The organism is Pseudarthrobacter sp. SORGH_AS 212 (assembly GCF_030818145.1).
Taxonomy (GTDB): domain Bacteria; phylum Actinomycetota; class Actinomycetes; order Actinomycetales; family Micrococcaceae; genus Arthrobacter.
Map to the genome: position 1 here is coordinate 3,906,547 of NZ_JAUTAA010000001.1, position 21,635 is coordinate 3,928,181.

Sequence of the window (21,635 nt, forward strand, 5' to 3'; positions counted from 1 at the left end):
TTATGAGGGCTCAGAACGACATCTGCTGCTACTTACATGGGATGTCGGCGCCGTGGAATAGGGTTGGGGGATGTTCAAGCAGAGGGTAGTGTTCGTGCACGGCTCGGGGAGCTTCGGCGCCGCCGCCTGGCCCCGGCAGCACGGCATGGGGCTGATGTACGATGCGCTGTTCCTCCGCCGGCACGGATACCACAGCACCGCCGAACCCCTGGAGTCTTCCTTTGCGGAGGACACGGCCATCGTGCTGCGTTCCCTGGCTGATGACGGGCGGGGTGCTGCCGGCGGACACGTGGTGGCGCATGCGCAGGGAGCCATTCCCGCCATGATGGCGGCCGTGGACCGCCCGGACCTCGTTCATTCTCTGACCCTGGTGGAGCCGGCCTGCCTCTCGCTCACCGCGGAGCTGCCCGCAACAGCCGCCCATATCCGGATGATGAAGCCGCTGTTCGACGTCCGCCACCAGCTCAGCGACGAGGACTTCCAGCGGGAGTTCGTCCGGCGCATTTACGCCGCAGACCTGCACCAGCCAGCCACGCCGGAGGAGAAGCGCTCTGCCCGCCGGCTGCGGCTGCAGTCGCCGTCATGGGAGGCGCCACTTCACATCGTTCCAGGAGTGCCCACCCTTGTCCTTACCGGCGGATGGGAACCATTGTACGAAGAAATTGCCGGGTATCTGCGGGAGACCGGCGCCCTGCACCGCGTCGCGGCGGGCGGGCACCGGCCCCACGATTCAGCCGACGGCAACCGGGCCATCCGGCAGTTCCTCGCCGAAGTCAGCCGGAGTGAACCGGCCCGGGCGTCCTAGCCCGGGCCGGCCACAGGCAACCGCCGGTCAACGCCGGCGGCAGTGTCAGCTGCCGGCCGGGACTTTCAGCTCGGGAAGGTACACCTTGCCGCCGGATTCCAGGAACTCCTGGCTCTTCTCCCGCATCCCCGATGCCGCTTCAGCTATTGCGGCTTGGGCTTCCGCTGACCCGTACTCGTTGCGGATGTCCTGGCTGATCCGCATAGAGCAGAACTTCGGCCCACACATGGAGCAGAAGTGTGCCGTCTTGGCGGGCTCGGCCGGCAGGGTTTCATCATGGAACGATTCGGCCGTCTCGGGGTCAAGCGAGAGCGCAAACTGGTCCCGCCAGCGGAACTCGAACCTGGCCTTTGACAACGCGTCGTCCCGTTCGTGCGCCCCGGGGTGGCCCTTGGCCAGGTCAGCGGCGTGCGCGGCGATCTTGTAGGTGATGACCCCGGTCTTCACGTCGTCCCTGTCCGGCAGTCCCAGATGCTCCTTGGGCGTGACGTAGCAGAGCATGGCGGTGCCGTAGCGGGCGATCTCGGTGGCGCCGATGGCTGAGGTGATGTGATCGTAGCCGGGGGCCACATCGGTGACCAGCGGCCCCAGCGTATAGAACGGCGCGCCCTTGCACAGTTCCTGCTGGCGCTCTACGTTCTCCCGCACCAGATGGAACGGGACATGGCCCGGCCCCTCCACCATGACCTGCACGTCATGTTTCCAGGCGCGCTCCGTCAGCTCAGCCAAGGTGTCCAGTTCCGCGAACTGCGCAGCGTCGTTCGCATCAGCGGTGGCGCCGGGGCGCAGGCCGTCACCCAGCGAGAACGCGACGTCGTACCGGGCAAAGATCTCACACAGCTCATCGAAATGCGTGTACAGGAAATTCTCCTGGTGGTGCGCCAGGCACCATCCCGCCATGATCGACCCGCCCCGGGACACGATTCCGGTGACCCTGTTGGCGGTCAGAGGCACGTAGCGGAGCAGCACGCCGGCGTGGACTGTCATGTAGTCCACGCCCTGCTCACACTGTTCGATGACGGTGTCGCGGAAGATTTCCCACGTGAGCGCGTTCGCCTCGCCGTTGACCTTTTCCAGGGCCTGGTAGATGGGCACGGTGCCGATCGGCACGGGGGAGTTGCGGATGATCCATTCCCTGGTCGTGTGGATGTCGTCGCCCGTGGAAAGGTCCATCACCGTATCGGCACCCCACCGCGTGGCCCACTGCAGCTTGTCCACCTCCTCCCTGATGGAACTGGTGACGGCGGAGTTGCCGATGTTGGCGTTGATCTTCACCAGGAAGGCTTTCCCGATGATCATCGGTTCGGACTCTGGATGGTTGATGTTGTTGGGGATGATGGCCCGTCCGGCGGCAATCTCACTCCGGACCAGTTCCGGATCACAGTTTTCCCGCAGCGCCACGAACCGCATTTCCGGCGTCACCACGCCCTTCCGGGCATAGTGCATCTGGGTGACCGTCCGGCCGTCGACAGCGCGGCGGGGCACCGGGCGCCCGCCCCTCCATTCCGCGGAGGCGGCACCGCGGCGCACGGCCGAGCGGCCGTCGTCGAGCAGGTTCCGTTCCCTTCCGCCGTACGCTTCCGTGTCAAACCGCGCCTCAATCCATTCCGACCGGAAGGGGCTGAGGCCGCGCACGGGGTCGCTTCCCGGCCCCGCTGTCCGGTAGGTGCGGAAGGGGGGATTAGGCTGCCCGTTTGGCGACGGTTCGAGCGCGATTTCCGTGACGGGGACACGGATGCCGTGCTCCGGATCATCGATGTAGGCCAGCGAGTGGGACTTCAGCGATTGGGTGACCGGTGCTTCAGGGCTCGCTCCGGCCGGCGTGACGGCCGGGTGGTTTTGGGCAGGGGGCAGCACTGTTTTGGGTGTATTCAAGGAATACTCACTTCCTTCGCCGGCATTACCCGGACAGGTTCGACGGTCGCAGGCCGCGTCAGCCCGATCTCAGCCCCTGCAGGGGCACCCGTGTGGTCAGGAACGAAGCTACCACAAGCCCTGCAGTGACAAGCGCTAACGGCCCTGTCATATTTGCCGGTGCTAGCCTGACCGGGCAGGAAGAGGAGGCATCCATGCCATACATCATCGGTTTCAGCGGCACCGTCCTCACGGGACCGGACAGCGAACGGAACGGTCTCTGGTCCGTGGACGGGTGCCTGACATTTACCCGTCCGGAGGCCAGCCCGGACGTTGTACTTGATGGCTGGGTGCTGCCCGGCTTCGTCGACGCCCATTGCCACATCGGCCTGGGCCCTGCCGGGCCGGTGGACGCCGGTGAGGCCGAGGCCCAGGCCCGCGCCGACCTGGACTCCGGCACGCTGCTGATCCGGGACGCGGGGTCGCCCGCCGATACCCGCTGGATGCAGGGTGGCCGAGACTTTCCGCTGCTGATTCGGGCCGGCAGGCACGTCGCCCGTACCCGCCGTTACCTCCGGGGCTTCGCCCACGAGGTCGAGCCTGAAGGGCTTGTGGAGGCCGTGCGTAAGCAAGCCCGCGACGGCGACGGCTGGGTCAAGCTCGTCGGGGACTGGATCGAGCGCAGCGCCGGCGACCTCGCACCCTCCTTTCCCGCCGGCGTCGTCCGCGATGCGATCAGTGCCGCACACGATGAAGGTGCCCGTGTCACCGCCCACTGCTTCGCCGAAGACACCCTGGACCAAATGCTCGACGCCGGGATCGACTGCATAGAACACGCCACCGGCCTGCTGCCCAGGCACCTGCCGCGGTTTGTGGAGCAGGGCGTACCCATCGTTCCGACGCTGGTCAACATCGCCACGTTCCCGGATATTGCTGCCCAGGCCAAGCCCAAGTTTCCGGTGTACGCCGCCCACATGCTGGCTCTCTGGGAACGCCGGCTGGAGCGGGTGGGCGAGGCATGGGAAGCCGGCGTGCAGATCTTCGCCGGAACGGATGCCGGCAGCGTGATCCGCCACGGCAGGATCGCTGACGAAATCCTTGCCCTGCACGCGGCCGGGCTGCCCGCAGCCCAGGCGCTCAACGCGGCCAGCTGGGCCGCCCGAGCCTGGCTGGGCGCCGACGGGCTGGCAGAAGGGGCGCGTGCCGACGTCGTGCTGTTCCGGGACGATCCCCGGAGGACGCTGGACACCGTGGCGCACCCGTCCCACGTGGTTTTGGGTGGCCGGGTGGTCCGCCATAGGGAAAACATCCACCCCGCACTTGGAATAAATTGAAGCTTCAAGTAATTTTAACTCATGACAGGCCGCCTCATCCGGACGGCCTCCATTAGAGGGAGCGTTCAATGACTGCAGAAGCCACCAGCCAGGATCTTCTTCCTGTCGACCTCGCCATGGGCACCGTGATGCTCAAGGTCGGCAACATGAAGGTCATGACCGACTACTACCAGCGCGCACTGGGGCTTGAGGTGGTTGCTGAGCAGGACGGCGGCCTGTACCTCGGCCGCCTCGGCAAGCCACTGGTCCATCTGGCTCCGGCCCCCGGCCTGACGATCCCCGGCAGGGGAGAAGCTGGCCTGTTCCACACGGCCCTCCTGTTCGAAGACCAGGCGGCGCTCGCGGCCACGGTGGCCACTGCAGCCCAGTTCGAGCCCCGCTCCTTCACGGGCAGCGCCGACCACCTGGTCAGCGAGGCCTTCTACTTCAGTGATCCCGAAGGCAACGGCATCGAGCTTTACTGGGACCGCCCGCGAAGCAACTGGTCCTGGAACGGCACCGACGTGGTGATGGACAGCCTGGCGCTGCCGCCCCAGCGCTACCTGGAGCAGCACCTCTCCGAAGAATCCCTCCAGGGTCAGCGGCAGACCACCGCCGGAGTAGGCCACGTCCACCTCCAAGTGGGCGACGTCCAGTCCGCCCGGGACTTCTATGTAGGAACGCTCGGGTTCGAAAAGACCGCCGGCTGGCACGGGCAGGCTCTCTTCGTCTCCGCGGGCCGGTACCACCACCACATGGCCATGAACGTCTGGAACAGCCGCGGTGCCGGTCCGCGGAAGGACACCCTTGGCCTCGGCGAGGTCCTCATCGAGGTGCCGTCCGGTGACGACGTCGGCGCGCTCGCTGACCGCCTGAAGGTCGCCGGCGTCTCCTCGCACCACACCGGCGCTGAGCTGCGCTTCGAGGACCCATGGCGCAACAGCATCCGGGTTGCGGTGCGCTGAGCGCCCCTTCCGCGTACTAGGCTGAAGCCGATAGACCGGGGACGCCAGGCAGGTATCCCCGGCGTGCCGGACCGTACACGGAAGAGGTCACTTCCCATGGGTTTTACCGAAATCTTCGTAGCCACCCACGATGCCGCGTTGAAGCGCGCCGGAACCCTTGATGGCGGGGGCACCCCACCGGCCGCCGATGCGGTCCGGATCCCCGGTATCAGCGACTTCGAAGTGGAGCAGCTCGGAGACCTGGCCGGCACCGCAGTCCACGCCGGCGGCGCCGACTACGAGCTGACGATGGTGGACGTGGCCAGCGATTCCCTGCTGGCCGTCCCGCCGGCCATGGTCCGGGCCCTGGCTGACCTGCTCACCTACGAAACTGAGGGCGAGGGGGATGTCCTCGAGGACGTCGCGGCGCAGTGGGCGGCGCAGGATGACATGCCGTTCGACGCCGGACAGGCGCAAACCTACGTCCGGCAGGTTGCTGAACTGGCCGGCGGAATCGGCGATTCGGAGCGGTCGGGGCTGTACGTCTGGTCCGCCTGACCTTTCCCCGGCGGGGCAATCCGGGCGGGACCCGGCGCCGTGCCCGCGGACGCAGGGGGTAAAGTCGAAATCCTCCCGATGATCTGGCACAATAGACAGGTACTCGATCTGCGTGGCCCCTCTCTCCGCGTCCGGATCCTGTCCTTCGAACCCGCAAGTATGGCCCGCCCCACGGGTGCAGAACGCCGGGCTCACCCCTTTTCTGAAACAGGAGTGACCACAAAAGTGGCCGTAAAGATTCGCCTTAAGCGCTTCGGCAAGATGCGCGCCCCGTACTACCGCATCGTCGTCATGGACTCACGCGCCAAGCGTGACGGCCGTGCCATCGAGGAGATCGGCAAGTACCACCCCACCGAAGAGCCCTCATACATCGAGGTCGCTTCCGAGCGTGCACAGTACTGGCTCTCCGTCGGTGCCCAGCCGTCCGAGCAGGTTGCCGCCATCCTCAAGATCACCGGTGACTGGCAGAAGTTCAAGGGCCTCCCGGGCCAGGAAGGCACCCTGAAGACCAAGGGCGAGAAGGAAGCCTTCGTCGCACCGGAGAAGGGTTCCGTCATCATCCCGGAAGCCATCACCAAGAAGGCTTCCAAGCCTGAGGCAGCCGAAGCCGAAGCAGAGACCACCGAGGCTGAGTAAGTTGCTGGCAGACGCGCTGGAGCACCTGGTCCGCGGAATCGTTGATTCCCCGGACGACGTCACGGTCAATTCGAAGAACAACCGCCGCGGGGATACCCTCGAGGTTCGTGTTCACCAGGATGACCTGGGGCGGGTGATCGGCCGCCAGGGCCGCACGGCGCGTGCACTGCGCACCGTCGTGGCAGCGCTGGCCGGGGGCGAGCCGGTCCGGGTCGACGTCGTCGACACCGACCGCCGCCGCTGAGCGTCCGGCAACACCAGTTTTGCTCTCCGGCCCCTCCACCACCTGGTGGAGGGGCCGGAGTTTTTTCACGAACCAACACCATGTGCACCAACCCGAACAGAGGAACATATGCAGCTCCAGGTGGCCCGCATCGGCAAGCCCCACGGCATCCGCGGGGAAGTCACGGTCCAGGTAATGACCGACGCTCCCGGGGACCGGTTCGTCCCCGGCGTGGAGTTCGTGGTGGAGCCGGCGCAGTCCGGGCCGCTGACAGTGAGCAGCGCCCGCTGGAACAAGGACATCCTGCTGCTGGCCTTCGAGGAAATCGAGGACCGGAACCAGGCTGAGACTCTCCGCGGCGCCAAGCTCTTCATCGAAACAGCGGAACTGGACGAGGACGATGAAGACGGCTGGTACGAGCATGAGCTCGTGGGCCTCGAGGCCCGTGTGGGCAGCATGGTCGTGGGCAAGGTGACTGCCCTCAACACCGCGCCGGCGCAGGACCTGCTGATGGTCACCACCCCGGACGGCGAGGAGATCCTGATCCCCTTCGTCGAGCAGATTGTCCCCGAAGTCAATGTCAGCGAAGGCTATATCCTCCTCACCCCGCCGGACGGGCTCTTCGAAGTCAACTCCGGCGAAGCCGCACCGGCGGAGCCGGAAGGCACCGACTAGATGCGCATCGACGTCGTCAGTATCTTTCCCGAGTACCTGGCGCCCCTGGAACTGTCCCTGATCGGCAAGGCGCGCCAGGACGGCATCCTGGACCTGCATGTCCACGACCTCAGGTCGTTCACCACGGACCGGCACCGTACCGTGGATGACACTCCCTACGGGGGCGGTGCGGGCATGGTCATGAAGCCGGAACCGTGGTCGCAGGCGCTTGCCGCTGTTGCCGAAGCCCGGCCCGGACACCGGGGCAAGCCCGTCCTCATCGTTCCGTCACCTGCGGGGGAGCGCTTCACGCAGGCCCTGGCCCACGAGCTGGCAGGCGAAGAGCATCTTGCCTTCGCCTGCGGACGCTACGAAGGCATCGATGAACGGGTGATCGAATGGGCCGGCGAACACTTCGACGTGCGTCCCGTAAGCCTGGGCGACTACGTCCTGAATGGGGGAGAAGTTGCCGTGCTCGCCATGGTGGAGGCGGTTGGGCGGCTGCAGCCCGGCGTCGTGGGAAATCCCGAATCCCTGGTGGAGGAATCCCATTCCGACGGCCTCCTGGAGTACCCGGTGTACACCAAGCCCGCCGTCTGGCGCGACCGCGAGGTGCCCGCCGTCCTGCTGAGCGGAAACCATGGCAAGATCGCCCAGTGGCGGCGGCATGAGCAGTTCCGCCGGACGTCCGAGCGGCGTCCGGACCTGCTGGAGGCGTTCGATGCCGGGAAGCTTCCGAGGGCCGACCGCTCTGCCCTGCAGGAGCTCGGCTACGACATCGTCGACGGCAGGCCGGTCCGACGGCCGGGCAAGGCGGAATCCGCCGGCTGAAGCCGCGCAGGATTGGCTGTACGGGCGCTGCTGTGGCAAAATTAGTCCTTGTGTCTGCTGGGTCCGCACCTGCCACAGGGGGAGCGCAACCAACAGCCTGACAACCGGCCTCGTCAACCAGTGAGGCGGCCGGACCACTTAACTTCGGGCGGGATACTCCCAATGCGCCATCGGCGCAGGGCTTTCCCGGCCGTGACCTAAAGTGAATGACCTGTGGCGTTCACCAGGAGTGCAATTATGCATATTCTCGATTCCGTCGATGCAGCTTCGCTGCGCACTGACGTCCCCGCGTTCCGCGCCGGCGACACCCTCAAGGTGCACGTAAACATCATCGAAGGCAAGAACTCCCGCGTCCAGGTCTTCCAGGGCTTCGTCCTGGGCCGCCAGGGTGACGGCGTCCGCGAGACCTTCACGGTCCGCAAGGTGTCCTTCGGCGTCGGTGTGGAGCGTACCTTCCCGGTACACTCCCCGATCATCGACAAGATCGAAGTTGTCACCAAGGGCGACGTCCGCCGCGCCAAGCTTTACTACATGCGTGCACTGCGCGGTAAGGCTGCAAAGATTAAGGAAAAGCGCGACTTCACCTCTGCCAAGTAAGTCCTCCCGGACCTACGAAGGCTGGGCCGCAGCCGTATCCGGCCAGCGCCGGAGCCATCAGCACCAGCGCCCAGGATACGGACTTATGGACCAGACAAAACGCCAGCCCAGGAAACCGGGCTGGCGTTTTGCGTTCCTGGCACTGCTCCTCGCCGTCGTCATCAGCGGCCTGGTCCGGTCGCTGTGGCTGGACATCTATTTCATCCCTTCGGAATCGATGGAACCCCTGCTGGAAGGCGGGGACCGGATCCTGGTGTCCCGGACCGACTTCACCGCCGAACCCATTCGGCACGGGGACGTTGTGGTCTTCGATGGACGCGGCACGTTTGCTCCGCTCAACAGCGGCAAGGGGCCGTTGGCGGACGCCGCGGCCGCAGCCACCCGGTGGCTGGGGCTCACGGGGAGCGACACCACGTACGTCAAGCGGGTCATTGGCCTGCCCGGGGATTCCGTGGTGTGCTGCGATGCGGCCGGGAAAGTCACCGTCAACGGTGAGCCCGTGGACGAACCCTATGTCTTCCCGGGAGACGTGCCCAGCACGCAAAAATTCAACTCAGTGGTCCCGGAAGGCAGACTCTGGCTGATGGGCGACCACCGGGCCGTGTCCGCCGATTCGCGGAGCCTGCTGGGCGCCCCCGGTGGTGGCATGGTTCCGCTGGACCGTGTCATCGGCCGGCCCGTCCAGATCGTCTGGCCGCTTGATAGATTTGCTCCAGTACCAAGGCCGGCTGCGGCTGCACCAACCCCAGAGAACGGACAGTAGATGCCCGAGAACCACGCGCGGACACCCGAACCGCGGCGCGATGGAGCCGCGGATGAGCCCGCCGGGCAGACACCCGAAGCAGCAGCCGCGGCCCCGGATCCAACGCCTGACACCGCGACCGAAGCAGGGCGCGGCAACGCAGAGCCCGCGCAGGCCCCCAGCCGCTCGGCTGCCAAAGCCGCGGGCAAGCCAGCCGGCAAGGACTCGGGCAGCCCGGTGTTTGCCTGGCTCAAGGAAGTAGCCACAGTGGTGGTGATCGCCGTCGTGCTGTCCTTCCTCATCAAGACCTTCCTGTTCCGCGCGTTCTTCATCCCCTCCGAGTCCATGGTGAACACCCTGGACATTGACGACCGGATCTTCGTCAACCTCCTGGTGCCTGAACCCTTCGCCCTCAACCGCGGAGACGTCGTCGTATTCCGCGACACGAAGGGCTGGCTCCCGCCGGCAGCACCCGAGGCAAAGGGACCCTTTACCTGGGTGCAGGACGGGCTGACATTCGTTGGCCTGCTCCCCGACAACACAGACCAGCACCTCGTCAAACGGGTCATCGGCCTGCCCGGCGACCATGTGGTCTGCTGCGACGCCGGCGGTAAACTGACCATCAACGGCACCGCGGTCGATGAAACGTATGTCAACCCGGCAGAAGTCCCGCAGGTCCGCAACTTCGACGTCACGGTCCCGGAAGGCAAGGTGTGGGTGATGGGCGACAACCGGAACCACTCCGCCGACTCCCGCGCCCACATGGAGTCCGATGGCGGCTTCATCGACCTCAGCGACCTTGAAGGCAAAGCAGCGGTGATCGCCTGGCCGCTCAACCGCATCACCACCCTCGGCAATTATCCGGACGTCTTCCGCAACGTCCCCGCCGCGCCCTGACCATGACCCAGGCAGTACAGGCCGGGACGGTCAAGGCGCCCGCCAAGCCGAGGTCCGGATCACCGAAGGTCACGGGCCGCGGCAAGGCGCCCACACTGCGCCACGAGCGGACCTTCAAGACGCAGGGCGTGCGGCTTCTTGCGGGGGTAGACGAGGTGGGCCGCGGGGCATTGGCCGGTCCGGTAAGCGTGGGGATTGCCGTCGTCGACCTTGAACGCCAGAAGTCCCTGGCAGGCGTCCGCGACAGCAAGCTCCTCAGCGCCCCGGAGCGGGAGCGGCTGGAGCCGTTGGTACGCCGCTGGAGCGTGGCCTCCGCGGTGGGGCACGCCTCGGCGCACGAGATTGACGCCTTGGGAATCATTGCGGCTCTGCGGCTGGCGGGAACGCGCGCCTGGCAGGACATCCTGTCGGCCGGGGTCATTCCGGACATGGTGCTGCTGGACGGAAGCCACAACTGGCTGTCCCCGGCAGGGCAGCTGTCGCTCTTTGACCAGGAGGTGCCGGAGGCAGCATGCGACGCTCCGGTGCATACCAAGGTCAAAGCGGACATGCAGTGCCTGAGCGTGGCTGCTGCCAGCGTCATCGCCAAAGTGGAGCGGGACCGGACCATGCGTGAACTTCACGCCGAGTACCCCGACTTTGGCTGGGACATCAACAAGGGCTACGCCACGGTGCTGCACCGCGATGTGCTGCGTACCGCCGGACCCACTCCCTACCACCGCGTGAGCTGGCGCCTCCTGGGCGGGGAACTGCAGGGCACCGGCGACGTGCCGGACGGAGTCTGACTCCTTTCCGGGTCTCCCCAGAGCCTGCTCCCGGGCCGTTGCGGCTCCGGCACCGTCGGACATGGTGCAAGATGGAAGCATGAGTGCCGAGGACCTTGAAAACTATGAGACCGACATGGAGCTGCAGCTCTACCGTGAATACCGCGACGTTGTCGGACTGTTCAGCTACGTAGTCGAGACTGAACGGCGCTTCTACCTGGCCAACCACGTGGACCTGCAGGCCCGCAGCGCCGATGGCGAGGTCTACTTCGACCTGACCCTGTCTGATGCATGGGTCTGGGATGTCTACCGGTCCGCACGGTTTGTCAAGAGCGTCCGCGTCCTGACCTTCAAGGACGTCAACGTGGAAGAACTTCCGCGGAACGAGGAACTGGCACTGCCGAAAGACGTAGACCTGGGCAACTAGGGCACGCAGGTTCCAGTACCGCCACGGAGTCCGTGGCGCCTGGTCCTCCACGTGGACTGTCCCTCCACACCACCGCCGTCATGCACATAGGGGATGAGTTCCCTGTCCTCCGCAACCTCACGCCCTCAGGCTGGTTGCGGAGGTAGAAATGAAAGCCAAAGATTTACTGGGCCGGCATGGCGAAGACCTCGCCGTCGGTTATCTCGAGACCCTCGGCATGCTGATAGTGGAGCGCAACTGGCGCTGCAGCGAGGGCGAAATCGACGTCGTCGCGTTGGACGGGGACGTGCTGGTCATCGCCGAGGTGAAGACGCGCCGGTCCCTTGATTATGGCCACCCGTTCGAGGCAGTAGGACCGGACAAGCTTGCCCGGCTGCACCGGCTCGGCGCAGCCTGGTGCCGGGACCGTGAGCTGAGGATGCCGCTGCGGCGCGTGGACGTCATCGCGGTGGTGGACGACGGCGGCGGCAGCCCCGTGGTGGAACACCTCAAGGGGGTGGGCTGAATGGCGCTCGGACGCACCTGGTCGGTGGCGCTGGTGGGCCTGAACGGGTACATGGTTGAGGTGGAAGCCGATATTGGCCAGAGCCTTCCCGCATTCGTGATTCTGGGACTGCCGGATGCGGCGCTGAACGAAGCCCGGGAGCGCATCCGCTCCGCGGCAAAGAATTCGGGGATACCGCTCAGCCGCCGCAAGATCACCGCCAACCTTATTCCCGCTTCGTTGCCCAAGCGCGGTTCCGGCTTCGATCTGGCCGTAGCCATGGCGGCGCTCCGGGCGGCCAATGACATCCGGCCCACAGGGCGCACCGTTTTCATCGCCGAACTGGGCCTTGACGGCAGGCTCAGGCCTGTCCGCGGCATACTCCCCGCGGTCATGGCGGCCGTGCAGGCCGGGTACCCCGATGTTGTGGTGGCGCAGGCAAACCTCGCCGAAGCTTCGCTGGTGCCCGGAGCCAACGTCAGCGGGTACCGGACCCTGGCACGGCTTGTCCTGGATTTCGGTGCCGACCCCCAGGAGCTTGCGCTGGACTTTGAGCCCGACGACGCCGACGACGATCCAGGAGCGTCCGGGGAAGCGGCCCCTTGCCCGGACATGGCAGACGTGTCCGGGCAGGGAGAGGCCCGCAGGGCGTTGGAGGTGGCGGCGGCAGGCGCCCACCACCTGCTGCTCACCGGTCCGCCCGGAGCCGGGAAGACCATGCTGGCGGAGCGGCTGCCAGGGATCCTGCCGGACCTGGAAGACCACGAGTCCATGGAGGTGACAGCCATCCATTCCCTCTGCGGACTGCCCTCGTCGCAGGTCCAGCTGCTGCGGCGGCCGCCCTTTGAGAACCCGCACCACACGGCTACCGCCGCGGCCATTATTGGTGGTGGGTCCGGCCTGCCTCGGCCAGGGGCAGCATCCCGCGCCCACCGTGGTGTGCTCTTCCTCGACGAGGCGCCCGAGTATGAACGCAGGGTGCTCGATGCGCTGCGGCAGCCGCTGGAAAGCGGCGAGCTGGTGATCCACCGGTCGGCAGGGACGGCAGCTTACCCTGCACGGTTCCAATTGGTGCTCGCAGCCAATCCCTGCCCCTGCGGTAAGGCTTCAGGGAAAGGGCTGGATTGCACCTGCACACCGATAATGCGGCGCCGGTACCTTGCCAGGATGTCTGGGCCCCTGCTGGACCGGGTAGACATCCAGCTGCAGGTGGAGCGTGTTTCGCTTGCTGACTTCGGGCAGGGAGGCGCCGAGGAAGACACCGCATCAGTGGCCCGTCGGGTCAGGGACGCACGCCAACGCCAGGTACAGCGGCTTGGTCCCCTCGGGCTGGAGACGAACTCCCAGGTGTCGGGCCGGGTCCTCCGCGGCGAGCTGCGGTTGGCGCCTGGGGTTACCCGGATTCTGGACCACTCGCTGGAACGCGGGATACTGACGGCACGGGGATACGACCGGGTCCTCCGGCTGGCGTGGACGCTTGCTGACCTTGGGCTCAGGGACGCTCCGGACGCCAACGACGTCGGGCAGGCACTGGCCCTGCGGCAGGCAACGGCGGCCGCGGTATGACCGGCGCCAGTGAAGCAACCATGAGCCCAGAACGTGTTGCCCGCGCTGCGCTCTCGCGTCTGATGGAGCCGCAGGATGCCGCAGGCCTGGCATTGGTCCACGTGGCAGGAGCAGTGGACGGGCTTCGGATTGCCACGGGCCAGGTGGCCGCGGGGCCGGGGCTCGAACAGGAAATCTCAGGCCTGCTGGCGGACAACGGTCCACCGGCAGGCTGGTCCGGACTGGCCGCGGCCCTGAAGCGGTGGCAACCGCGGATCCCGGATCTCGCACCCGAGCGGGACCTGGCCACCATGGCCCGGCTCGGCGGCCGGCTGATCGTTCCTTCGGATGATCTCTGGCCTGGACAGCTCGCCCATCTCGGCATCCAGGAACCCATCTGCCTTTGGTGGCGGGGCCACGAACAGCCCCTGCCCGCCCTGGAGAGCAGTATCGCTTTGGTGGGGTCCCGTGACAGTACAAGCTACGGGGCGTCGGTTACCGGTGACCTTGCGTACTCCCTGGCGCAGCGCGGGATGACCGTTGTCTCCGGCGGGGCGTACGGCATTGATGCCCACGCCCACCGGGCCGCCCTTGCCGGCGGCTCGGGCGCCGTTCCCACCATCGCCGTCATGGCCGGTGGAGTCGACCGCTTCTACCCGTCGGGAAACGAGGACCTCCTCCGGGCTGTCAGCAACCGGGGAGCTGTCCTCGCCGAAGTGCCTCCCGGTTCGGCACCGACCCGGTACAGGTTCCTGCAGCGGAACCGCCTGATTGCCGCGTTGTCCGCCGTCACGGTAGTGGTTGAGGCAAGGTGGCGGTCCGGAGCCCTCAACACCGCGCACCACGCGGAAAACCTGGGCCGCGCCGTCGGCGCGGTTCCTGGTTCGGTACACAGCGCCAACTCGGCCGGCTGCCACAGGCTCCTCCGTGATGGGGGAGCGGTCTGCGTGACCGAAGCCGCCGAGGTCGCCGAGCTTGCCGCACCCAGCGGAACTGCCCTCCCGGACCAGCGGCAGGTTGCTGCGCAGGTCCAGGACGGGCTGACGCTTGAGGACCTGATCCTCCTGGACGCACTGCCCCTGCGCTCCACCACATCGGTGGAGAAGCTGGCAGCAGTCGCCGGACTGGGCCAGGACTCTGTCCGGGCCGGGCTGGGCCGCCTGGGACTCCTGGGGCTGGCCGTCTCGGAGCGGGGCGGCTGGAAGCGGGGCAAAGCGACTGACTGACTGAATACAACCCCGCCAGCTGACAATGCGCCAGTAATTACGGCGGCGGAGGCCCCGGAGGGCCGGTGTGCCGTGTCCGGCCGCGTTGCGGGGCCGGCACCTGAGAAAGTAGGAGGGTGGAACATGCTGAACAGCCCCCCGGGCTGCCCCCGAATCTCCTGCGGGCAATGGAAGGCTTTGCCGCGTACCTTTCCGGCGAACGGGCGGTATCCCCACACACCAGGCGCGCATACCTTGGCGATCTTGAAAGCCTCCTGGCTTTCGCCGCGTCCGAGGGGGCCACTGAACTCCAGGACCTCGAACTGGGAACCCTCCGGCGCTGGCTGGGTGCCCAGAGCCAGTCCGGGGCGGCCCGGGCCACACTGGCGCGGCGCTCCGCCACGATCCGGGCTTTCACCGCCTGGGCCCTGCGGGAAGAGCATCTGGACGCCGATCCTGCCCTCCGGCTCAAAGCACCCAAGCGTGAGCGGTCGCTCCCGGGGGTTCTCCAGGCGTCGCAGCTCGAACGGCTGTTCAAGGACCTCGAGGACAGCGCTGCCGATGGTGATCCGATGGCCGTCCGGAACCGGGCCATCGTCGAACTGCTCTACGCCACCGGCGTCCGTGTGGGTGAGCTGACCGGCCTGGACGTGGACGACCTGGAGCCGGACCGAAGGACACTTCGCGTGATCGGCAAGGGCAACAAGGAGCGCACCGTTCCCTACGGTGTACCCGCTGCCCTGGCTGTCGATGACTGGCTGCGCCGGGGGCGGCCGCTGATGGCAAAGGACACCAGCGGGCCGGCGTTGTTCCTCGGGCTCCGGGGCGGCCGGGTGGACCAGCGCCAGGTCCGCTCCGTTGTCCATGGACTCTTCGAAGCCATGGGGGACACCTCGGCGTCGGGTCCGCACGCACTGCGCCACTCGGCGGCCACCCACCTTCTGGACGGCGGCGCGGACCTGCGTGCCGTGCAGGAAATCCTGGGCCACAGCAGCCTTGCAACCACCCAGATCTACACCCACGTGTCCGTGGACCGGCTGCGTAAAAGCTACCAGCAGGCCCACCCGAGGGCCTGAACAGACGTGAGGCGCATCGCACTGGCGTAACCAGGCGGGGTACGGCACAATAAGAGTCACGTCCGGCAACTTTCAAGTGCCTCTTGAAGCTCTCAGGCCTCATGCGGCACATCGAGTCCGGACACTGTTTAATCTGAATACAGCTGAATAACCAGGCAGGACACAGCCGCCGCAGCACAAGGCGCAGAAGTTCCATCCAGGCACAGGTCGTTGGGGAAGACGTACCTATAGCTATGGAGGATGGAATGTCTGTTGCAATGACCCGCGGTGTGCTGTTTGTTCACTCGGCCCCTACGGCCCTGTGCCCTCACGTCGAGTGGGCCATTGGATCCGTTGTGGATAAGCGCACGGATCTTGAGTGGACCCCTCAGCCTGCCGCGCCCGGAATGTTCCGGGCCGAGTTGTCCTGGGCCGGTACTCCCGGCACCGGGTCCAAACTCGCGTCGTCGCTGCGCGGGTGGGCCCACCTGCGCTACGAAGTCACTGAGGAACCCAGCCAGGGCGTCGACGGCGGCCGCTGGTCCCACACTCCAGAACTGGGCATATTCCATGCCGTCACGGATGTGCACGGAAACATCATGGTCTCTGAGGACCGGATCCGCTATGCCTATGAATCGGGCGCCGGCGATCCGTCCGCCGTCTATCACGAGCTGTCGCTCGCATTGGGCGAGGCCTGGGACGAGGAACTCGAACCGTTCCGGCACGCCGCAGAAGGCGCGCCCGTCCGCTGGCTCCACCAGGTGGGCTGACCGCCGTCGTTCCTTCTGCAGCACCGGAAGTCTCCATAGCAAAAGGAGGAGGCCCCGCCTGATGGCGGGGCCTCCTCCTTTTGCGGCATGGCCGGCCCGAAAGGCCGGCGGCCGGAAGTCCTAGACGCTGCGGACGGCAACGACGGCGTTGTGGCCACCGAAGCCGAACGAGTTGCTGAGCGCCACAATGTTACCGGCGGGAAGGTCCCGTGCGGACGTCACGACGTCGAGCGGGATCTCGGGGTCCTGGTTCTCCAGGTTGATCGTTACCGGAGCCTTGCGCTCGTAGACGGCCAGAACCGTCAGGACCGCCTCCACGGCGCCTGAGGCTCCGAGCAGGTGCCCCATCTGTGACTTGGTTGCTGAGACGGCCACACTTTCAAGCTGGGAGCCAAGGGCGGCGCGCAGGGCAGTGTATTCGGGCTTGTCGCCTACGGGCGTGGACGTGGCGTGTGCATTGACGTGCACAACGTCCTCGGCCTGGATCCGGCCGTCGAACATGGCAGCCTTCAGTGCGCGGGTGGCGCCCAGGCCCTCAGGGTCCGGAGCCGTGATGTGGTAAGCGTCAGCCGTAACGGACGTGCCGGCCAGTTCGGCGTAGATGCGGGCACCGCGGGCAAGGGCGTGTTCCTCTGCCTCAAGGACCAGGGCACCGGCGCCTTCGCCCATGACAAAGCCGTCGCGATCGATGTCGTAGGGACGGGACGCCCGCTGCGGGTCGTCGTTCCTGCGGGACAGAGCCTGCATGGACGCGAAAGCGGCCAGGGGCATGGGGTGGATGGCAGCCTCGGCGCCGCCGCACATGACCACGTCAGCCTTGCCGGAGCGGATCAGTTCCAGGCCCAGGTGCATGGCCTCGGTGCCGGAAGCGCAGGCCGAGACAGGGGTGTGGGCGCCGGCCCGGGCACCCAGGTCGAGGCTGACGGCCGCGGCAACACCGTTGGGCATGAGCATGGGAACGGTCATTGGCAGGACCCGGCGGGGGCCCTTTTCCTTCAGCGTGTCCCAGGCGTCCAGCAGCGTCCAGACGCCGCCAATTCCGGTGGCGAACGCGACGGCCAGCCGGTCCTGGTCGATCTCGGTGATGCCTGAGTCGGCCCACGCCTCGCGGGCGGCGATCACGCCGAACTGGGTGGAGGGGTCCATGCGCTTTGCCTCGACGCGCGAAAGGACGTCGAGGGCGGGGGTGCTGCAGCGTGCCGCGAAGTGCACGGGAAGTTCATACTTGGCCACCCAGTCGTCCTCCAGGGTGCGGGCACCGGAGACCCCCTTGAGCGCGTTCTTCCACATTGTGGGTACATCGCCGCCGATGGGTGTGGTGGCACCCAGTCCGGTGATGACTACTTTGCGTGTCATGGGATCACTCTTTCGTCGGTGGGAAACCGTCTCCGTCTGCCGGAGGGTCCCGCATCTTGATGGCCGGCGCGGCCGGTGTGGAGGCCGGCGCCAGGTAAAGCAAAAGTGGCTGGAAAATACGGCGGGCTGCCGGCCCGGTCATCCGGACCGGCAGCCCTGGCCATGCCGCAGGAGCGGCGGAAGCTGTAACTAGGCCTGTGCTCCGGCGATGAAGCTGACGGCGTCGCCAACGGTCTTGAGGTTCTTGACCTCTTCGTCCGGAATGCGGACGCCGAACTTCTCTTCGGCGTTGACCACAATGGTCATCATCGAGATGGAGTCGATGTCCAGGTCCTCGGTGAAGGACTTGTCCAGCTCCACGGCCTCGGGGGCCAGGCCGGTTTCCTCGTTGACGATTTCAGCCAGGCCGGCCAGGATCTCTTCGTTGCTAGCCATTGATGGCTCCTTTTCTTGTATTGCCGGCAGGGGCTGCCGGAAATGGATCAGGCCGCGGATGCGGCCCCTTTGATGGGACGATGCTAGGGAAGGACAACCACCTGTGCGCCGAAAACCAGGCCCGCACCGAAGCCGATCTGCAGGGCCAGCCCGCCGCTGAGCTCCGGGTTTTCCTGCAGCAGGCGGTGGGTTGCCAGCGGAATGGAAGCCGCGGACGTGTTGCCGGCGTCGGCAATGTCCCGTGCAACTGTAACCGTCTCTGGCAGCTTCAGCTTCTTGACCATCTCGTCGATGATGCGCATGTTCGCCTGGTGGGGGATGAAGGCCACCAGGTCGTCGGCCTCCACGCCGGCAGCGTCCAGGGCCTGCTGGGCAACCTTGGCCATTTCCCATACGGCCCACCGGAAAACGGTCTGGCCGTCCTGCCGGAGGGTGGGGTAGAGCTCCTGTGCTTCTTCCAGGAGGGCAAGGTCGCCGGTGGAATCGGACTGGCGGGCGGCCATGCCCAGGTCCCGGACATCGAGCAAGGAACGGGTCATGCCAATGGCATCCCACTTGCTGCCGTCCGAGCCCCAGACGGAGGGTGCGATTCCGGGAGTGTCGGACGGCCCGATCACCACGGCGCCGGCACCGTCGCCGAGGAGGAATGAAATGGTGCGTTCGCGGTTGTCGATGACATCGGACAGCTTCTCGGCGCCGACCACGAGGACGTACTTTGCGGCCCCGGAGCGGACGAGCGCGTCAGCCTGGGCGATGCCGTAGCAGTACCCGGCGCAGGCAGCCGAGATGTCGAAGGCGGGCGCGGGTGTTGCCCCGAGCCGGTCCGCAAGGCTCGCAGCCGCTGACGGGGTTGCATACGGGTGCGTCACGGTGGACACGATGACAGCGTCAAGGTCCGTGGCTTCGATGCCTGCCTTCGCCAGGGCTTCACGGGCAGCGCCCTCGGCCATGTCGATGACGCTGACGTCGGCCGCTGCGCGGTGCCGCGTCACGATGCCCGTGCGCTGGCGGATCCACTCATCGGACGAGTCGATCCACTGGCAGACGTCGTCGTTGGTGACAATGACATCGGGGCGGTGGGCGCCCAGTCCCAGGATACGGGTGTGCTCCTGCAGGGGAGCCTGCTTCAGCGTGGGAACGCTCATGCGCCGCCCTCCAGTTCTGCGAAGAGTGCCAGCGCGGCGGAGAGGTCATCGGGAGTCTTGACCGCCACTGTCTTAACGCCGGGCATGCCGCGTTTGGCCAGCCCGGCCAGGGTACCGGCCGGGGCCAGTTCAATGACTCCGGTGACGCCGCGCCGGACCAGGGATTCCATGCAGAGGTCCCAGCGCACCGGCCGTGACACCTGGGCGATCAGGCTTTCGACGGCGGCAGTACCGTCGGTGACTTCGCCGCCGTCGTAGTTGGACAGCAGCGGCACGGTGGGGGCCTGCGGCTTCAGCTGCGGCGCAATGGCCTGCAGGGCGCTGACGGCGGGGGACATGTGGCTCGTGTGGAAAGCGCCGGCGACCTTGAGCGGGATGACCCGTGCCTTGGCCGGCGGGTTATCCGCCAGGGCCTTGAGCTGTTCGAAGGTACCGGCGGCTACGGTCTGGCCTGCCCCGTTGACGTTGGCGGGCGTGGCGCCGGCAGCCTCAATGGCTGCCAGGACTTCCGCGGGATCGCCACCCACGATGGCGCTCATGCCCGTGGGCGTGACGGCAGCGGCTGCTGCCATGCTGTTTGCGCGTTCGCGGACAAACGTCATGGCTTCGTCCTTGGTGAGGACGCCGGCCAGGGCCGAGGCGGTGATTTCGCCAACGGAGTGGCCTGCCAGGACCACCGGCAGGGAGCTGAGTTCGACGTCGAAAAGCGAGGAAGCTGCGATGAGTCCGGCGGCGACGATCAGGGGCTGCGCAACGGCAGTGTCCTTGATGGTTTCCTCATCCGAGGTGGTGCCATGGGCCGTCAGGTCGATCCCCGCGATCTCGCTGAGGGCGGCCAGCTGGCCTGCCACCGGGGGCAGTTCCAGCCAAGGGGCAAGGAAACCCGGGGTCTGTGAGCCCTGTCCAGGGCAGACTATTGCAAGCACGTAACCAGCTTTCCAAATTACTGTGTGGTCCAGCGGTGTTTGTCCGCACCAACCTCACGGGGTCAGGTTGTAGGAAGTCTACAACGCCTCAGGTCTGATTCCGGGACGGCTGCCGCTCCGTGGCGGACTTCGGCGGCCCGGAAAGGCGCCCCACGACGAGGGCCGCCTGCAGGACGAATGCTTCGCGCGGCAGGAGCGGATCCCACCCGGTGACGTCGCAAACCCGCTTCAACCGGTACCGCACTGTGTTGGCGTGGACGAAGAGTTCACGTGCTGTGGCCTCAAGCGAATGGCCCAGTTCAAGGTACGTACCAAGCGTCTCCACCAGGCCGTTGGAAGCGGCCAGGAGGGGCCGGTAGATGTTCTTGACGAGGGAGCGGCGGGCCGCGTCGTCACCCGAGATGACACGCTCGGGAAGGAGGTCGTCCGCGGCCACGGGACGCGGCGCCGAGGGCCAGGCGCGTGCCGCCGTCAGGCCTGCGAAGGCTGACTGCGCCGAGCCGCTGGCCTCCAGCAGCGAACTGGCTTCGGGGCCGTACACCACCGGCCCCGGGGCGAACATTTCGCTGAGCTTCACATAAGCAGTTTCGCGGTCCTGGACGCCGCCGAGGATGAGGATCAGACGGTCCCCCTGGATTCCCACCAGCGCATCTTCGGCGTACCGGCCCGCCATCCGCCGCAGTTCACTGACGTAGCTGGCGCTGGGCTCAGAGGGGGAATTGCCCACCATTACGGTGAAACGCTCCTGCGCCTTCCAGCCGAGCGCTGCGATCCGGGAGCGCAGGGCATCCGTGTTTTCACCCCGCAGGATGGCATCGACAATGAGCGCTTCAAGCCGCGTGTCCCAGGAACCCCGGGATTCGGCCGCGCGGGCGTAGACATCGGCTGCGGCGAAAGCCACTTCGCGCGAATACCGCAGCACCGCCTCCCGCAGCGAGGGCTGGTCCGCCTCGGGCGCGATGACCGGCACCTGGTCTTCGACCACTTCAACGACGATCCGGATGAGCTGCAGCGCCTTTTGCAGGCTGATGGACCGCGTCAGCTCGGTGGGAGCGGTGCCGAAAACGTCGGTCAGGATCCAGGAGGGGGAGCTGGGACGCTCATACCAGGTGACGAACGCGGCGATGCCGTTCTGGGCCACCATGCCCAGCGCCGACCGTTCATCGGCGCTCAGCCGGCTGTACCAAGGCAGCGACTGTTCCAGTTGCCGCATGGTGGTGGTGGAGAGCTGGCCCACGTTGGCCCGCAGCTTCTTGAGGGTTTCGGACTTTTCGGGGAGTGACCTTCGGCTGGGACGGTTTACGCTTCGCGGGCTGCGTGGATGGTGCTGGCATTCTCCGAGCATACGGCCAGCAACCGGCAAGCTCCATTTGTGCGAAGGCTACAACACGCTTTGCCCTGTGTCACAGCGGCCAGTGCCCGGAAACGGACGACGGCGGCCCCCGCGCGTGGTGCGGGGGCCGCCGTCG

The 21,635-nt window shown here is 66.6% G+C and carries 24 protein-coding genes and 1 riboswitch; of the genes, 18 read left to right on the plus strand and 6 right to left on the minus strand.

Annotated features, from left to right (window positions below; translation table 11 throughout):
• The first annotated feature begins 70 nt into the window (after positions 1 to 70).
• Positions 71 to 805 (plus strand): alpha/beta hydrolase, encoded by a 735-nt coding sequence (locus QE394_RS17895; RefSeq protein WP_349035176.1) that lies wholly within the window; start codon positions 71 to 73, stop codon positions 803 to 805.
• Positions 806 to 850: 45 nt separating this feature from the next.
• Here the strand turns inward: QE394_RS17895 and thiC are convergent, their stop codons facing one another.
• Positions 851 to 2,680, minus strand: coding sequence for a phosphomethylpyrimidine synthase ThiC (thiC, locus tag QE394_RS17900; RefSeq protein ID WP_349035177.1), 1,830 nt, complete (start codon positions 2,678 to 2,680; stop codon positions 851 to 853).
• Positions 2,675 to 2,782, minus strand: a riboswitch (TPP riboswitch). It overlaps the preceding gene by 6 nt.
• A gap of 92 nt (positions 2,783 to 2,874) precedes the next feature.
• Here thiC and QE394_RS17905 point away from each other — a divergent pair.
• The 17 genes from QE394_RS17905 (at position 2,875) to QE394_RS17985 (ending at position 16,304) form a co-directional block, all read left to right on the plus strand.
• Positions 2,875 to 3,993, plus strand: coding sequence for an amidohydrolase family protein (locus tag QE394_RS17905; RefSeq protein ID WP_349035178.1), 1,119 nt, complete (start codon positions 2,875 to 2,877; stop codon positions 3,991 to 3,993).
• 68 nt (positions 3,994 to 4,061) lie between these two features.
• A complete protein-coding gene (locus QE394_RS17910) occupies positions 4,062 to 4,937 on the plus strand; it encodes a VOC family protein (RefSeq protein ID WP_349035179.1) in 876 nt (291 codons plus the stop codon).
• Positions 4,938 to 5,033: 96 nt separating this feature from the next.
• Positions 5,034 to 5,474 carry a hypothetical protein gene (locus QE394_RS17915; protein ID WP_056085345.1) on the plus strand — a complete coding sequence of 147 codons (441 nt, stop codon included), beginning with the start codon at positions 5,034 to 5,036 and terminating at the stop codon, positions 5,472 to 5,474.
• A 225-nt stretch (positions 5,475 to 5,699) separates the two neighbouring features.
• On the plus strand, positions 5,700 to 6,110 hold the full coding sequence (gene rpsP, locus QE394_RS17920; RefSeq protein WP_056085347.1) for a 30S ribosomal protein S16: 411 nt from the start codon (positions 5,700 to 5,702) through the stop codon (positions 6,108 to 6,110).
• A gap of 1 nt (position 6,111) precedes the next feature.
• Positions 6,112 to 6,354 carry an RNA-binding protein gene (locus tag QE394_RS17925; protein ID WP_015937404.1) on the plus strand — a complete coding sequence of 81 codons (243 nt, stop codon included), beginning with the start codon at positions 6,112 to 6,114 and terminating at the stop codon, positions 6,352 to 6,354.
• A gap of 108 nt (positions 6,355 to 6,462) precedes the next feature.
• Entirely contained in the window at positions 6,463 to 7,008 is a 546-nt protein-coding gene (gene rimM / locus QE394_RS17930) for a ribosome maturation factor RimM (protein WP_156368487.1), read from the plus strand.
• Positions 7,009 to 7,818, plus strand: coding sequence for a tRNA (guanosine(37)-N1)-methyltransferase TrmD (gene trmD, locus QE394_RS17935; protein ID WP_349035180.1), 810 nt, complete (start codon positions 7,009 to 7,011; stop codon positions 7,816 to 7,818). It begins immediately after the preceding gene.
• Between the two features lie 237 nt (positions 7,819 to 8,055).
• Positions 8,056 to 8,415, plus strand: coding sequence for a 50S ribosomal protein L19 (gene rplS / locus QE394_RS17940; protein ID WP_015937401.1), 360 nt, complete (start codon positions 8,056 to 8,058; stop codon positions 8,413 to 8,415).
• Positions 8,416 to 8,500: 85 nt separating this feature from the next.
• Complete coding sequence (gene lepB, locus QE394_RS17945; protein ID WP_056085354.1) at positions 8,501 to 9,178, plus strand: signal peptidase I; 678 nt, start codon at positions 8,501 to 8,503, stop codon at positions 9,176 to 9,178.
• Positions 9,179 to 10,054: a signal peptidase I gene (lepB, locus tag QE394_RS17950; protein WP_056085356.1), complete on the plus strand. Its 876-nt coding sequence runs from the start codon at positions 9,179 to 9,181 to the stop codon at positions 10,052 to 10,054. It begins immediately after the preceding gene.
• A 2-nt stretch (positions 10,055 to 10,056) separates the two neighbouring features.
• Positions 10,057 to 10,839: a ribonuclease HII gene (locus QE394_RS17955; protein WP_056085358.1), complete on the plus strand. Its 783-nt coding sequence runs from the start codon at positions 10,057 to 10,059 to the stop codon at positions 10,837 to 10,839.
• A 79-nt stretch (positions 10,840 to 10,918) separates the two neighbouring features.
• Entirely contained in the window at positions 10,919 to 11,245 is a 327-nt protein-coding gene (locus QE394_RS17960) for a DUF2469 domain-containing protein (protein WP_015937397.1), read from the plus strand.
• A gap of 148 nt (positions 11,246 to 11,393) precedes the next feature.
• Positions 11,394 to 11,750 (plus strand): YraN family protein, encoded by a 357-nt coding sequence (locus QE394_RS17965; RefSeq protein WP_056085361.1) that lies wholly within the window; start codon positions 11,394 to 11,396, stop codon positions 11,748 to 11,750.
• A complete protein-coding gene (locus QE394_RS17970) occupies positions 11,751 to 13,295 on the plus strand; it encodes a YifB family Mg chelatase-like AAA ATPase (protein ID WP_349035181.1) in 1,545 nt (514 codons plus the stop codon).
• Between the two features lie 20 nt (positions 13,296 to 13,315).
• Positions 13,316 to 14,500, plus strand: a complete 1,185-nt coding sequence (dprA, locus tag QE394_RS17975) for a DNA-processing protein DprA (protein ID WP_349035182.1) — start codon at positions 13,316 to 13,318, stop codon at positions 14,498 to 14,500.
• 167 nt (positions 14,501 to 14,667) lie between these two features.
• Positions 14,668 to 15,555 carry a tyrosine recombinase XerC gene (locus QE394_RS17980; protein ID WP_349035183.1) on the plus strand — a complete coding sequence of 296 codons (888 nt, stop codon included), beginning with the start codon at positions 14,668 to 14,670 and terminating at the stop codon, positions 15,553 to 15,555.
• Positions 15,556 to 15,800: 245 nt separating this feature from the next.
• Positions 15,801 to 16,304, plus strand: coding sequence for a DUF3145 domain-containing protein (locus QE394_RS17985; protein ID WP_015937393.1), 504 nt, complete (start codon positions 15,801 to 15,803; stop codon positions 16,302 to 16,304).
• Positions 16,305 to 16,424: 120 nt separating this feature from the next.
• On the opposite strand, the gene fabF is transcribed toward QE394_RS17985, so the two are convergent.
• The 5 genes from fabF to QE394_RS18010 form a co-directional block, all read right to left on the minus strand.
• Entirely contained in the window at positions 16,425 to 17,660 is a 1,236-nt protein-coding gene (fabF, locus tag QE394_RS17990) for a beta-ketoacyl-ACP synthase II (RefSeq protein WP_056085364.1), read from the minus strand.
• Positions 17,661 to 17,849: 189 nt separating this feature from the next.
• A complete protein-coding gene (locus QE394_RS17995) occupies positions 17,850 to 18,095 on the minus strand; it encodes an acyl carrier protein (RefSeq protein WP_009359314.1) in 246 nt (81 codons plus the stop codon).
• 83 nt (positions 18,096 to 18,178) lie between these two features.
• On the minus strand, positions 18,179 to 19,240 hold the full coding sequence (locus QE394_RS18000; protein ID WP_349035184.1) for a beta-ketoacyl-ACP synthase III: 1,062 nt from the start codon (positions 19,238 to 19,240) through the stop codon (positions 18,179 to 18,181).
• On the minus strand, positions 19,237 to 20,166 hold the full coding sequence (locus QE394_RS18005) for an ACP S-malonyltransferase (RefSeq protein ID WP_200937956.1): 930 nt from the start codon (positions 20,164 to 20,166) through the stop codon (positions 19,237 to 19,239). Before QE394_RS18005 ends, QE394_RS18000 begins: the two co-directional genes overlap by 4 nt.
• Before the next feature lie 88 nt (positions 20,167 to 20,254).
• The gene (locus QE394_RS18010; RefSeq protein ID WP_349035185.1) at positions 20,255 to 21,511 is read right to left on the minus strand and encodes a helix-turn-helix domain-containing protein; all 1,257 of its coding nucleotides are present in this window, start codon (positions 21,509 to 21,511) and stop codon (positions 20,255 to 20,257) included.
• Positions 21,512 to 21,635 lie beyond the last annotated feature (124 nt).